This window comes from Microvirga zambiensis WSM3693 (assembly GCF_016735695.1).
GTDB lineage: Bacteria > Pseudomonadota > Alphaproteobacteria > Rhizobiales > Beijerinckiaceae > Microvirga > Microvirga zambiensis.
Map to the genome: position 1 here is coordinate 1 of NZ_JAERQD010000062.1, position 14004 is coordinate 14004.

The following is a 14004-nucleotide window of genomic DNA, read 5'->3' on the forward strand; positions in this document are numbered from 1 at the left end:
AGGCCTTCTCCACCAGCAGCGACGGATCCCGCAGATCAACAACGCGGCGCTCAACAGGCTGCAACTGCGCGGTCATGATAAACCTCCAAATAGATGTGCGACGGCGGGTGCTCCAAGGGACACGCCCGACAGGAAGAGAAGGACGAAGACGATGCGCCGCATGGTGGTTGCCGCGATCGGAGGCGGCCAGCGGCGCGCGGCATAAGTCATGCCGAGGACGACCAGAATCGCGAAAAGGCCCGTCAGCGTCGATCCGGACGGCAGATTTCCGGACAGCACCACAAGCCCGATGCGGAAGACCGCATTCAGTGCGAAGACGGTGACGAGCGTTTCGCGCACCGTCGCCATGGCCATCGGCTGGCGATAGAAATGGTAGACGAGCGGCGGACCGGCAGTCGAGAACATTCCTCCCATCAGCCCGGCGATGGCACCGACGGCGACAAAAGAACCGTCGCTCGATTGCTTCGCCAGCGGTTCGGGCCTTCGGAGCAGCTGCAGGCTCGAGATGATGATCACGAGCCCGAGGATCAGCCGCAGGAGATCGGCCTGCGTGCCGGCAAGCCATTCGAGCAGCCAGTATCCGACGAACACCATCGGAATGCTCGCGGCCATCACAAAAGCGAATTCGCGCCAGGCCACATCACGCCAGCCCTTCAGGAGCATCTGCGCCGCATTCGTCAGCGTCAGCACGCTCACGATCATCGCGGCATCCGGAAGCGGCAGCAGGCCGATCAAGCCGACACCGCCCATAGTGATCAGGCCGAAGGCGAAGCCTGTTAAGGTCTGCGCATAGGCAGCCGCACCTGCCAGCAAGAGAAAGCCGATGAGTTCAGCGGACGACATTGCCTATAGGTGCCTCAGGCCTGCAAGCAGCTCGGCGAATTTCGAGCCCTCGCGATAGAAGACCGGCGGCTGGCCGAATGGTGCAGGCACCGTTACCTCACGCCCGCCGGAAAATGTCTCGGCCGACCACACATGGATCCAGTTTGCGCCTTCCGGAAGATAGGTCGTCCATTCCGTCTTTCCGGCCTGCCAGACGGGAGCGACGAGCAGATCGGGACCGTAGAGATAGGCATCCTGAATGGCATAGGTTCGGGCATCGTCCTCGAAATGAAGGAACAAAGGCCGCTGCACCGGGATCCCCCGCGTGGAAGCTTCTGCCACGAGAGATTTCAGGTAGGGCGCGAGATGCACGTAGATTTGCGTCATCCGTGCGAAATGCGCAAGCACCTGAGGGTCCTGATCGATCTGTAGGTTCTCGCGCGGCCGGTTGCCCTCATGGGTTCGCATGACGGGCGTGAATGCTCCCATCTCGGCCCAGCGCATGATCAGTTCCGCCGTGCGGACATTGCCGAAGAGGCTGGTATAGCCGCCGATGTCCGAATGGTGATAGGCGTTGCCGAGAAGGCCCGACGACAGTGCACCCGAGATCACCGTCACGAGCCCGTCGTGGCGAGTAAAATCGACCGACTGGTCTCCGCCCCACAGCAGGGGGCAATGCTTCTGAACGCCGGTGAAGCCGGCCCGCATGAAGAACAACGCCTCGCCGGTCTTGCCCCGGCTTTCCACCGCGCGTGCGTTCACCTCGGCCCAGAGCGTCGGCCATGCGTTGTGCATCAACTTTGCATCGATGCCAATGGCAAGCTTGACGTCGATCGGCAGGTATTCTCCGAAATCGGCCATCCAGCCGGAGAGGCCGAAGTCCAGCATGTTCTGGCCGATCACCCGTTCGGCGAACCAGGCCGCGGCATCCGGATTGGTGAAATCGACGACACCGCAATCGAATTCGCCGAAATCGACGAGCGCCGTGTTACCCTTCTCGTCTTTCGCGAAATAGCCGGCTGCGTCGGCTTCCGGAAAAAGCGAGCCGTCGACGGCGAGATAGGGATTGACGTAGCCGAGGAAGCGGATGCCGCGATCCTCCAGTTCCGCGATGCGCTGGCGCAGGCCGGGATAGCGATCATCGTTCGCCTTCCAGTCCCAAAACAGGCGCGCTCCGAAAGAGGTGTGGCGCAGGCCCACCCAATCCTCGCACCAGAGGCCCGAGACCTTCGTGCCTGCGGCCAAAATTGTCTCAAGGCGGTCGAACGACGTCGCCCCGTCCTTCAGACCGATGATTGCACCATTGTAAACCCAGTCAGGCAGCGGCGGCTGGCGCCCGAAGCGCTCGGACATAGCCTCGACGAGAGCGATGAAGGTCGGTCGCGACGTGAAATCGATACGCTCCGGGACGGCCCAGATCTCCACTTCGTGGAAGTCGCCTTTCCGGAAATCGAAGGCCGAATAGGCTGTGGTCTCCACATGCAATGCATAGCGCCGCGAGGAGAGATAGGTCGGCTGCGGATAATTGGTGTTCCAGTAATCGCCACCCGACTTGCCGGTGACATCCGACTTGAAGGTGATCTCCGTCGTCTTGTCGCGGCCGACACCCGGCTCCGAGGTCCAGAGCGGGAAGCGGCGGCCGCGCATATCGAAATACGACATCTGCTCGCCGCCGCCCCAGACATGCTCGCCCTGCTCGGCAGGCACGCGAAGCCAGATCCGGTTGAGGGACGCATCCTCTGCCCGGAAGGCAATAGCGACGTCGCTGTCACCTCCCGATACCTGAAGGATCAGCCGGACCGGTTGCCCCGGAGCTGAGGAAAAGGCGATGTCGGAGCCGGACACGACCGCATGGGCGAGCGGCGTGCGCTCGACGACGTAATCTTCGATGTCGAAATTGCCGCGATACATGTCCATGCGCGCGTCGCCCTGCCCGACGAAGAGGCATGGCGCATCGCTGCGGTGGCGCAGGAGGATCTTCCCGTCGAGAACGAGATCGAAGCCGTTGGCTGTGGTCTGGATCGGCATGGATTTCTCTCAGTTCTGGGTCAGGCCGGCATCGACCATGAAATTCGCACCCGTGCAGCCCCCGCTCTCGTCCGATCCAACGAAGAGGGCCATCCTGGCAACATGGCTGGAGTCGAGCCGGAACTTCAGCGCCTGCAGATCGAGGAACTGCTGGTTCAATTCCGGGGTGAGCCAAAGCTTCTGCTGGCGCTCCGTCAGAATCGCACCGGGCACGATGCAGTTCACCCGGATGCCCGAGGACCCGAGCTCGCGGGCGAGCGTGCGGGTCATGCCGTTGATCGCGGCCTTCGCGGTCGTGTATCCGACCATGCCGGGACGGCCGCGCATCCAGGAGATCGAGCCGAGCATGATCACCGATCCGGCACCCCGTTCCGCCATGCCCTTGACCACGGCCTGCGTCGCGAAGAACTGGTGATCGAGATTGAGAGCGAGTGCGCGGTGCCAGTAATCTGGCTCCACCTCGCTCATGTCGTGCCGGTCGTCCTTGCCGGCATTGTTGACGAGAATGTCCACGCCGCCGTGTTCAGCCTCGATCTTCGCCAGCACCGCACGGAGCGCGGGAATATCGGTGACATCGCAGGCGTGGAACGCGGCACCGGTTGTGCTCGCCAGAGCAAGCCCGGCATCCATTGCGATATCGATGAAGGAAACCCGCGCGCCCTGAGCCACAAAAGCCTTCACCATCTCCTCGCCGATTCCGGATGCACCGCCCGTGATCGCGACGGATCGGTTCTCGAGAGACCGGTATCGAACGCTTGTGTAGTCGGACATGGCGATAAGGCCTTAAACGGATGGATCGAAAGAGGTTTCGGGCAGGCCGGGCACATCGACGGGCATCGCGAACAGGCTGCCCGAATGGGGCAAGGCCGCAAGCTCGTTTTCGGAACGGCCCGTGCGGGCGGAAGTTACGTACAGCGTCTTCCGGTCGGGCCCGCCGAAGCAGACCATGGTCGGGCATCGGGCCGGCACGGCAAATTCCGCCAGCAGAGTGCCATCCGGTGCATAGCGCTGAATGCGTCCGCCTTCGAACAAGGCCGTCCAGTAGCAGCCTTCAGCATCCACCGCCGCCCCGTCTGGGCGCCCGCGGTCGGTGTCGGTCGGTTCGAGACGCACGAAAAGCGTCTTGTCCATCGCCTTGCCGCTGGCAGGATCATAGGCGTAGCGCCACACCGTGAAGGTCGGCGTATCGGAATGATAGAGCTTGCGCCCGTCGGGCGAGAAGGCGACTCCGTTCGATGTAAGAAGACCGCCCGCGAGCGTTGCGAGGCCACGTCGGTCGTAGCGGTAGAGATGCGCCTTGCCGCCATCTTTCGGCTCGTCGATGGTACCTGCCAGGAAGCGGCCTGCCGGATCGACGCGTCCGTCGTTGAAACGGCTGCTGCGCTGGTCCTCGGGGTTGTCCGCGAGCTTCGTCTCGCGATTGCCTTGCGCATCAAGCAGCCAAAGGCCCGAGCGGAAACCTGCAATGAAGCCGCCGCCTTTCCGGAATCCGATGCAGCCGATCTCTTCGGGCATCGCCGTGACGACGTGCTCCCCTGTCGCCGGCCGGTAGCGATGAAGCGCCTTGCCCTTGATGTCGACGAAACAAAGCACCTGCTCGTCGGCATCCCAGATCGGGCATTCGCCGAGCTCAGCACGGACATCGAGGGCGACGGTCAGCGACATCTCAATAGGCCGCAGCCGGAGCACTCACGGGAACGGGCTGATCGCGCAGGGCGCCGAGCCATTCCGACGCGCGGCTCGTCATCATGGCGATATCGGACGCCACCGCCACATAGCTGTAGCCGTAGCCGATGAAGCGACGCACCATGTCCGGATTGGGGCCGACGATGCCGACCGGCTTGCCGGCGTCGTGCGCCATCCCGGCCGCCTTCTCGATCAGCGCCTGGACATCGGGATGCGCGATATTGCCGATATGCCCCATGGCGGCGGCGAGATCGCCCGGCCCCACGAACAGCGCATCGACGCCGGGAACCGCCGCGATCTCCGGCAGACGCTCGATCGCCTCCGGCGTCTCGAGCTGGACGATCACCGCCACCTGATCATTGGCGCGCTTGAGATAATCCGCCGCTCGCCCGAAACGGGAGCCGCGATGAACGGCGGCGACGCCGCGCACACCCTCCGGTGGATACTTCGCGAAGGAGACCGCCTGCCGGGCCTCCTCCGCCGTCTGGACGAAGGGCACCATGATCGTCTGGGCGCCGGCGTCTAGCACACGCTTCACGAGCACCTGGTCGTTCCAGGCGAGGCGGACGACCGCGTCCGCCGGCGTGCAGCCGATGGCGCGCAGGATGTGGGCGAGATCCGATACCTCGATCGGCACATGCTCCATATCGACGACCAGGAAGTCGAAGCCGCTGTACCCCATCGCCTCTGCCGTCGCTGGAGCTGCTGCCATGAGCCATGTTCCAAGCGGTGAGCGCGGCCCCTCGCCGTTCAGCCAGCTCTTGAAGCGGTTCTCGATGTCGATCATGGCGTGCCCTTAGAAAATTGACGGCTCGACCACCGGGTCGGGCGTGCTCAGGAAATCGAAGTCGCAGCCCTCGTCAGCCTGCGAGACATGGCGCTGGTAGAGCGCGGCGAAGGAGCGCCCGTAGATATGCGCTGTCGGCTTCCATGCGGCGCGGCGGCGCTCCAGCTCGGCCTCGTCGACCCTCATGTCGAGGCGTCCGGCCGCCACGTCGAGCTCCACGAGATCTCCAGTCTTGAGGAGACCGAGGGGACCGCCCACAGCGGCCTCGGGCGCAACGTGCAGAATGCACGTACCGTAATGGGTCCCGCTCATGCGTCCGTCGCAGATGCGGACCATGTCGCGCACGCCCTGCTTGAGAAGCTTCTTCGGGATCGGCAGGTTGCCCCATTCCGGCATGCCCGGCGCGCCGACCGGGCCAGCATTGCGGAGAACGATCACCGTATCCTCGGCGATGTCGAGATCGGGATCGTCGATGGTCTTGTTCATCTCGGCCGGGCTGTCGAAGACGAGCGCCGGCCCGACATGCTTGAGAAACTTCAGATTGGCCGCCGAGGATTTCATGACGGCGCCGTTGGGAGCGAGGTTGCCACGAAGGACAGCCAGGGTCTTGCCGCGCGAAAGCGGCACGACAGGATTGTCTTCACCCCGGATGACCTCGTCGTTCCAGCATTCCGCCCCGGCGATGTTCTCGCCCAGCGTCTTCCCGTTCACGGTCATCGCTTCCGGATCGAGATGCCGCTTCAGCTTCTTGAGCAAGGCCGGCAATCCGCCCGCGAAGTAGAAATCTTCCATCAGGTATTCGCCGGAGGGGAAGAGATTGGCGCAGACCGGCACCTTGCCCGCCATGTCCGACATGTCGTCGAGGGTCAGATCGATGCCGGCGCGACGCGCCATGGCGATGAGATGCACCGCCGCATTGGTCGAGCCGCCGAGCGCCATGTAGGCAACAAGACCGTTGCGGAAGCTGCTTGCATCGAGGAAGCGGGATGGCTTCCAATCCTCCCAGATCATCTTCACGATGCGCTCGCCGCAGGCCGAGGCCATGCGCGGATGGCCGCTGTCGGCCGCCGGGATCGACGATGCGCCGGGAAGTGTCAGGCCCATGGCATCGACAATCGACGTCATGGTCGAGGCCGTGCCCATGGTGTTGCAGGTGCCGATGGAGCGGGTCATCCGGCTTTCCAGATCGACCCAGTCGGCTTGCGTGATATTGCCGGCGCGAAGCTCGTCCCAGTATTTCTTGGTATGCGTGCCCGCTCCCGTCTTCTGGCCGCGCCACTGGCCGTTCGACATGGGGCCGGCCGGGCAATAGATCACCGGGATATCCATGCTGATCGCGCCCATCAGCAGTCCGGGCGTGGACTTGTCGCAGCCTCCGAGCAGCACCGCCCCGTCGATGGGATGCGAGCGCAGGAGTTCCTCCACCTCCATCGCGAGGAAATTGCGGTAGAGCATCGTGGTGGGCTTCACCATCACCTCGCCGACCGAGAGGGCCGGTAGTTCCACCGGGTAGCCGCCAGCCTGCCAGACGCCGCGCTTCACCGCCTCCGCGCGGTCGCGCAGATGCGAGTGGCAGGGACTCAGGTCACTCCAGGTGTTGATGATGGCGACGACCGGCTTTTCGAGAAACTCTTCCCGGCGAAGGCCCATCTGCTGGGTGCGTTGGCGATGCGCAAAGCCGCGCATGTCGTCGGAGGCGTACCAGCGCTGGCTCCGCAGCTCACCGATCGTTCGGCGTGTCATCTCAAAAATCCTCTATCCCTTGATGCCGCCGGAGGTCAGGCCGGACACGACGCGCTCCTGGAAGATCACGATCAGGACGGCGACGGGCACGATGCCGACGACAAGCGCTGCCGAAATCACGGGCCAGGGGAACGCGAACTCGCCCTGGTAGAGCGTGATGCCGACGGGAAGCGTGCGCAGCATCGGGTTGGAGTTGAACGAAAGCGCGAGCAGGAACTCGTCCCAGGAGTTGACGAAGGCAAGGATGCCCGCCGTGAAGACGCCCGGCGCCGCCAGCGGCACCACGACCTTGAACAGAGCCCCTAGGCGCGTGCAGCCGTCGATCATGGCCGAATTCTCGAGATCGCGCGGAATGCCCTCGAAGAACGAGACCAGGATCAGCGTGCAGACTGGAAGGCTCAGAACCGTATAGGGCAGGATCAGCGCAATCCAGGTGTTGAGCAGCCCGAGCGCGCGCATGATCTCGAAGAGCGGCACGAGCAGGGTGACCAGCGGAAAGGTAGACACTGCGATGATTGCCGACAGGATCAGGTCACGCCCGCGGATCTGGAGCCGTGCCAGTGCATAGGCCGCCAGGACGGATATGAAAAGCGTCAGCGCGGTGGACAGGATCGCGACCATGAAGCTGTTGAACAGGAACAGCAGCAGGGGCTGGTCGGTGAAGGCGCGCAGATAATTCGCCATCGTCGGCGCGTGCGGCAGCCAGGTGATCGGCTTTGCCGTCAGCTCGGCCTCCGTCTTAAGCGACGTGAACAGGATCCACAAGGCCGGGAACATCCCGTTCACAACCAGGATGAAGCCGATGAGGATGCGCAGTGGCTTGCCGGAGAGCAGCGAGCGGTTGGTGGTCGTTTCATGGCTCATGGCTGTCACCCCTTGGCCCGGATCATGCGCAGATAGACCGCCGTCACACCCATGGAGAGAGCGAACATGACCACGGCGAGCGCCGAGCCGTAGCCGAGATCGAGGAAGTCGACGGTGTTCTGGTGGATGTACATGGCAAGAGTCGCGGTGGAAGTGCCCGGACCGCCGCGTGTCATGGTGAAGGGAATGTCGAAGGTCTGCAGCGCCGTGATGGTGCGAAAGATCAGCGCGACGACGATAGAGGGCTTGAGCAACGGCAGCGTGATCTCGAAGAACTGCCGGAGGCGCCCTGCCCCGTCCACCTCCGCCGCCTCATAGAGCGAGCGCGGGATGGTCTGGAGGCCGGCAAGGATGATCAGCGCCATGAAGGACGACGTCTTCCAGATGATCGTCAGGCAGATCGCAGCAAAGGCCCATTTGGCCGAGTTGAACCAGATCACGCCCTCGAAGCCGAGACGGCGCAGCACGTCGTTCACGACACCGTATTCGGAATGGAAGAACCACGCGAAGATCAGGCCCGCAAATGCCAGAGGCAGAGCCCATGGAATCAGAAGCGAGAGGCGCACGGGCCACTTCCTCTTGAACGGCAGGTTCGCCATCAATGCGAGCGCCATGCCGACGAGCAACGCGCCCGGAACCGTGATGAGCGTGATGAGAACCGTATTCCAGGTCGTTTCCCAGAATACCGGATCCTCCAGCATGAGGGCGTAGTTCTCAATCCCGGCGAAGGTCGCAGGCGCACCCGAAGTCAGAGAGAGATTCTGGAAGCTGGTCCAGACCAGACGGCAGACCGGATAGACGATGATGAGCGACAGCAGCAAGGCTGTGGGCAGAAGCAGCAGCACGGCCAGGGTGCGTTCGCTCGGATCGAGGAACCGCGTCCACCATTTCGTAGCGCTCTCGTTATGCGCCCTCACCAAGGTCGTTTCGCTGGCGGTCGCCATCGTCATGATCCTGCCCGTTGCAATGTTGGGAGATGGACGCATGAGCGCGCCCATCCCGTCGTTTCGTAGTGCGGTTAGCGCAGAACGCGGCGCAGGCGACCTTCCATCTGCGTGGCGCCTTCCTCAGGCGTCGACTGGCCGGCCAGGACCGCGTTGACCGTCGTGCGGATGATGTCGCTCACCTCGTTGTAGCGTGGCGTCACCGGCCGCGCCTTCGCGGTCTCCACCACCGGGCGGGCGCTGGCGAACCACGGCACGGCCTTGGTCACATCCTGGTCCGTGTAGACATCCGGGAATTGCGGAAGCAGGGACGCATTGATCGCCATGAACTCCGAGGTCTCTGGGCTCGACAGGTACTGCACGAGCTTCTGCGCCTCGGTCTTGTTGTTGGAATAGGCCGACACGCCCCATTCCCAGCCGCCGAGGCAGGAGGCCGGCTGGCCGCCCTGCACGGCTGGAAGCTTCACGACGCCGACCTTGTCCTTCACGGCGGATTCACCACCCTGGAACTGCCCCCAGGCATAGGACCAGTTGACGGCGAAGAGCACGTTGCCGGCCTGGAATTCCTTACGCGTGTCGTCGGTGGCGACTTCCGCGATGTTCTTCTTCGCGACGCCCTGATCGACGAAGTCTTTCCACAGCTTGAGCGACTTCACCGCCGCATCCTTGTCGAAGGACAGCTTGCCGTCGGAAACGAGCTGCTTGCCCATGCTCCAATAGGGCAGCAGGAACGTGCAGACCGCGCCCTCGATCGCCTTGCCCTGGAAGGAGAGGCCCTGCAGGTTCGCATCCTTCTCGGCCGCTGTCACCTTCTTGGCGGCGGCGGCAAGCTCGTCCCAGGTCTGCGGCGGCTGAACGCCGTGCTTCTCAAGCAGGTCCTTGCGATAGTAGAGGAACATGGCATCGGCGAAGGCCGGCAGCGCCACGACCTTGCCGTCGACGGTGTTCGCCTCGGCATAGGCCGGAAGGTAACGCTTCATAGCGGCATTGGCATCGCCGAGCACGTCATTGAACGGTACCGTCCAGCCGGCCGCTGCATATTGCGCCGGGCGGATCACGTCGAGGATCATGACATCGAGGGAGGAATCCTTCGCCGTCATGACGGTGTTGAGATATTGCGCCTGTGCCTCGGACGTGTTGCCGCCGGTCTCGATGGTCACCTTCACATTGGGGTTCTTGGCCTCGTACATGTCGAAGGCCTTGCGCCAGACATCCGGACGATGCTGGCTGGAGACGAACACGCGAAGGTTCGTCTGCGCCATGGCGGCGGATGTCGACAGGGTGACGGCCACACCGGCCAGAAGCAGCTTCATGGTCTTGTTCAAGGTCATCGTTTCCTCCGTGAGACTTGGCGATGCCGGTTCCTTGCCAGCATCCCTTGTTGATCAGGCCCTCAAGCGAGAGCCCGTTCCGTTGCCGCATCGAACAGGTGGACCCGGGAAGGATCGACACCGATGGACAAGGTTTCGCCGGGGCTCGGACGCATATCCGGCGACACACGCGCCGTCAGCGTGGCCGAGCCGAGCGCGAAATGGATGAGCGTGTCCGAGCCCAGCGGCTCGACGACCTGCACGCGACCGGAAAGAGCATGCCCCTCGCCCGCCGGCACGAAATGCTCGGGGCGGATGCCGACGATCACATCGCGACCGTCCTGGCCGAGGTTGCGTCCGGCGGAATGGCCCTGAAGCGGGATGCTGTTGCCGCCCTCGAACACCACCGCCCCGTTGCGGATCGTGCCCTTCGCGAAGTTCATGGCCGGCGAGCCGATGAAGCCGCCGACGAAAACGCTGGCCGGGTTGTTGTAGACCTCGTCCGGGGCCCCGACCTGCTCGATCTCGCCGCCCTTGAGGATCACGATGCGGTCGGCGAGGGTCATCGCCTCAACCTGATCGTGGGTCACGTAGATGATCGTCGTGCCGATGGCCTGATGCAGACGCTTGATCTCGGTGCGCACCTGGCCGCGCAGCTTGGCATCGAGGTTGGAGAGCGGCTCGTCGAAGAGGAAGACCTGGGGACGGCGCACAATGGCGCGGCCCATGGCGACGCGCTGGCGCTGACCGCCGGAAAGCTGGCTCGGCTTGCGCTCCAGAAGCTGCCCGATCCCCAGCATATCCGCCGCCTGGGCGATGCGGGTCTTGATCTCGGGAGCGGGGACACCGCGCACCTTCAGGCTGAAAGCCATGTTGTCGTAGACGGTCTTGTGCGGATAGAGAGCGTAATCCTGGAACACCATGGCTATGTCGCGCTCGCGCGGCGGCAGCTTGTTCACTACCCTCTCGCCGATACGGATCTCACCGTCGCTGATGCTCTCCAGCCCGGCCAGCATGCGCAGGGTCGTCGACTTGCCGCAGCCGGAGGGTCCGACCAGCACGACGAATTCCCGGTCCGCGATTTCCAGGTCGATGCCCTTCACGATCCGAAGCGCACCATAATTCTTCTCAAGCTTACGGAAGCTGACTGACGACATGCTCCCTCCCTGTGCTTTGCGGCGCGCCCGAGCCTTCGCGCACCTGCGCTGATGCTTCCTGAGTGGCCCCAGGTAAATTTGACTTGATGGCCCATCATAGCGCTACGATGATCCGCATGCAAGAGCATTTCTAAAGTTTGGCAAGTTCCCGCTCTTAGGGGCTAGAATGGCCGTTACGGAAGGAAAATAGACTGAATTATTGGCTTTTTTTGCTTTCGTGGCAGCAGTAGCTGTCCTATGGTGAAAAGCACCACCTATCGTAGCGCTATTAAATTGAGGAAATACTGATGGACGCCGATAGCAGCCTGCAGCCTCGTGGCACCCGGAAGCGGCGCAAGATGCAGCGCGTCACGATGATGGATGTGGCCAAGCTTGCCGCGGTGTCCCCATCCACGGTGTCGCTCTACCTGCGCAAGCCTGCGGCCGTCTCCCCTGCGGCGGGGCAGGAGATCGCCCGCGCCATCTCGACACTGGGCTATGTTCCGAATCTGGTTGCAGGAGGATTGGCGGCGGCGTCCTCAAAGGTCGTCAGCATCATCGTGCCCTCGATCCGAAACGCCTTCTTCGCCGAAACCGTCTCGACCCTCCAGTCCGAACTCGCGACCGAAGGCCTCCAGGTGCTTCTCGGCCACAGCGAATACGGCGAGGATCAGGAGGAGGCCCTGGTCCGCACGGCCCTGTCCTGGGCTCCCGCTGCCGTCGTGCTGACAGGGCTGTCGCACAGCACCGAGACTCGCAAGCTCCTGCAGGCGAGCGGCGTGCCCGTCGTCGAGATGTGGGAGCTCGGCGCAAGGCCGATCGACATGGCGGTCGGTTTTTCGCACCCGCAGGTCGGCGCATCCGCCGCCCGGCATCTTCTGTCGAAGAACCGCCGTTCGCTCACCTTCATCGGCGCGCGCATGCAGGAGGATCACCGTGCTGCGAAACGCGCCAGCGGCTTTGCCGAGACGGCGCGCGCGGGCGAGATCCTGTCATGCGAAGTCATCAATCATCCCGGCGCCGCGACGGTCGAGGCTGGTTCTCTCCTGCTGAACCGCGCTCTTCAGCAGATCCCCAAGCTCGATGGCATCGCCTGCTCGAACGATCTGATCGCCCTGGGCGCCCTCTTCGAATGCCAGCGCCAAGGCATCACGGTCCCGGACGACATCGCACTGGTCGGTTTCGGTGATCTTGACTTCAGCGCCTCATGCATTCCTTCGCTGACGACCATCCGTCCCTCGGGCGATCTGATCGGGAAGGAGGTTGCCCGGCTGATTCTCAGCAGCATCCACGGCGAGCGGCCCGAGGGTGACGCGCGCATCATCGACACGGGGCATGTCCTGATCGAGCGGCGGAGCACCTAAAGCAACGTCTGGTGCTAAAGCCCACTCATTGCAGCGCGCCGGTCTCCAGAAAGGTCTCGAACAGCCGCTCTTGGCCCATCTGTCCGCCTTTGAGCATCACGAGCATGCCATCCCTCGATGGATCGTCGCTGCGCGCCAAGCTGACGGCGACGCCGTTGCTGATCTGACTGTGATAACCGAGCCCCCAATAGCCGAGATGGCTGACGATCCGGCTCGAGGTATCGCCGCCGGCAATCGCCAATCGCCGCACCGGATGCCGCCGCAGGATGGCATCGACGAGTGCAGCACTCACCTCAGCGAGATTGGCCGCCGCGGCATGAGGGGCACCGCCCGTCTCGGGAACTGTCGAGACCATGACGTGCTCGCCCTCGGCCAGCATAGCGGCCGCCATCGCAACGATCCGCTCACGTGCATCGGCGCTCGCCAGGAGGCTAGTAGCATTTACGGAAAGGCGTTTGTAGGATCGCGCCGCCTCGATCTGCGCCCTCGTCGTCGGCGAAAGGCTTCCTACGAAGGCGAGGACAGGCCCATCCACCGCATCCGGTGACGGGCTCGCTACCGGTTCTTGCTCCTCGAAGAAGGCCTGCGCGACGCTGCTCGGCCCGATCGCGAGCAGGGATCGTTGCTGGCTCTCGTTCCGGAGCAGGCAGCCGATCGCATCCACATGCTGCGGATCGAGCGCGTCGAGCAGCACTGCGGACGGCGTTGTCGACAAGCGCCGCCATTCCGAGGCAACGGCCTCCGGATCACCGGCCAGCAGAGGCCAGTGAATCGATCCGACATCCTGCATTCCAAGAGCGGCGAGATGGCGCCGCAGGTCGGCCTCGCTCATCGGCGTTGCCGGATGCCTGCTCATGGTCGGGTGACGATCGAGACGGAAGACATCGCCATCTGTGCCGAAGGTCGCGAAGAGATTGGAAAAGGCGCAATACCGGCCGAGCGAGGGCTGACCGCCGACGATGGCAATGGTTTCATGCGCCACATAGTCACGCAAGGTTGCGGCCGCCATCGCGATGTTTCCGCGCTCCGGCGCGCTGTCGAAGGTCGAGCAGCATTTGTAATGCAGGAGGCGGACGCCGAGATCGCGGAAGAATTCGCCGACCGGCAAGAGTTCTTCCCGCATCTCGTCAGGCGACATCGCACGTGCCGCGCCTGCAATGCCTACGGCCTCCAGTTCTCCGACCTGCGCCAGCTGCTGCGGTTCCGGCACGCGCAGGAAGAGAAAGGCACGGCGGCCGCGCCGCGCCAGGGTTGCGAGCGTATCCGTCGCACCCGTGAAATCGTCTCCGTACCAGCCATAGGGCGGCGTCACGGCGGCCT

At 63.6% G+C, this 14004-nt stretch carries 12 protein-coding genes; 1 reads left to right on the forward strand and 11 read right to left on the reverse strand.

The features are described 5' to 3' along the window. Positions 1 to 72: 72 nt before the first annotated feature. From JKL46_RS28420 to JKL46_RS28465, 10 genes are all read right to left on the reverse strand, one after another. Positions 73 to 843: a sulfite exporter TauE/SafE family protein gene (locus JKL46_RS28420; RefSeq protein ID WP_201839892.1), complete on the reverse strand. Its 771-nt coding sequence runs from the start codon at positions 841 to 843 to the stop codon at positions 73 to 75. Between the two features lie 3 nt (positions 844 to 846). Continuing rightward, positions 847 to 2850 carry an alpha-glucosidase gene (locus JKL46_RS28425; RefSeq protein ID WP_201839898.1) on the reverse strand — a complete coding sequence of 668 codons (2004 nt, stop codon included), beginning with the start codon at positions 2848 to 2850 and terminating at the stop codon, positions 847 to 849. A 9-nt stretch (positions 2851 to 2859) separates the two neighbouring features. Beyond that, complete coding sequence (locus JKL46_RS28430; protein WP_201839901.1) at positions 2860 to 3621, reverse strand: SDR family NAD(P)-dependent oxidoreductase; 762 nt, start codon at positions 3619 to 3621, stop codon at positions 2860 to 2862. A 12-nt stretch (positions 3622 to 3633) separates the two neighbouring features. Then, positions 3634 to 4515, reverse strand: coding sequence for an SMP-30/gluconolactonase/LRE family protein (locus JKL46_RS28435; protein WP_201839903.1), 882 nt, complete (start codon positions 4513 to 4515; stop codon positions 3634 to 3636). A gap of 1 nt (position 4516) precedes the next feature. After that, positions 4517 to 5323, reverse strand: coding sequence for an HpcH/HpaI aldolase family protein (locus JKL46_RS28440; protein WP_201839906.1), 807 nt, complete (start codon positions 5321 to 5323; stop codon positions 4517 to 4519). A 9-nt stretch (positions 5324 to 5332) separates the two neighbouring features. Then, a complete protein-coding gene (araD, locus tag JKL46_RS28445; RefSeq protein WP_201839909.1) occupies positions 5333 to 7066 on the reverse strand; it encodes an L-arabinonate dehydratase in 1734 nt (577 codons plus the stop codon). A gap of 12 nt (positions 7067 to 7078) precedes the next feature. After that, positions 7079 to 7930 carry a carbohydrate ABC transporter permease gene (locus JKL46_RS28450; protein WP_201839912.1) on the reverse strand — a complete coding sequence of 284 codons (852 nt, stop codon included), beginning with the start codon at positions 7928 to 7930 and terminating at the stop codon, positions 7079 to 7081. A gap of 5 nt (positions 7931 to 7935) precedes the next feature. Next, entirely contained in the window at positions 7936 to 8874 is a 939-nt protein-coding gene (locus JKL46_RS28455) for a carbohydrate ABC transporter permease (RefSeq protein WP_201839918.1), read from the reverse strand. Between the two features lie 74 nt (positions 8875 to 8948). After that, complete coding sequence (locus tag JKL46_RS28460) at positions 8949 to 10205, reverse strand: ABC transporter substrate-binding protein (protein WP_201839919.1); 1257 nt, start codon at positions 10203 to 10205, stop codon at positions 8949 to 8951. A 62-nt stretch (positions 10206 to 10267) separates the two neighbouring features. Continuing rightward, complete coding sequence (locus JKL46_RS28465; RefSeq protein WP_201839921.1) at positions 10268 to 11341, reverse strand: ABC transporter ATP-binding protein; 1074 nt, start codon at positions 11339 to 11341, stop codon at positions 10268 to 10270. Positions 11342 to 11628: 287 nt separating this feature from the next. Here JKL46_RS28465 and JKL46_RS28470 point away from each other — a divergent pair, with 287 nt between their 5' ends. After that, entirely contained in the window at positions 11629 to 12684 is a 1056-nt protein-coding gene (locus JKL46_RS28470) for a LacI family DNA-binding transcriptional regulator (protein WP_201839924.1), read from the forward strand. Between the two features lie 25 nt (positions 12685 to 12709). Here the strand turns inward: JKL46_RS28470 and JKL46_RS28475 are convergent, their stop codons facing one another. After that, entirely contained in the window at positions 12710 to 13996 is a 1287-nt protein-coding gene (locus JKL46_RS28475; protein WP_343074142.1) for a four-carbon acid sugar kinase family protein, read from the reverse strand. Positions 13997 to 14004: the final 8 nt, after the last annotated feature.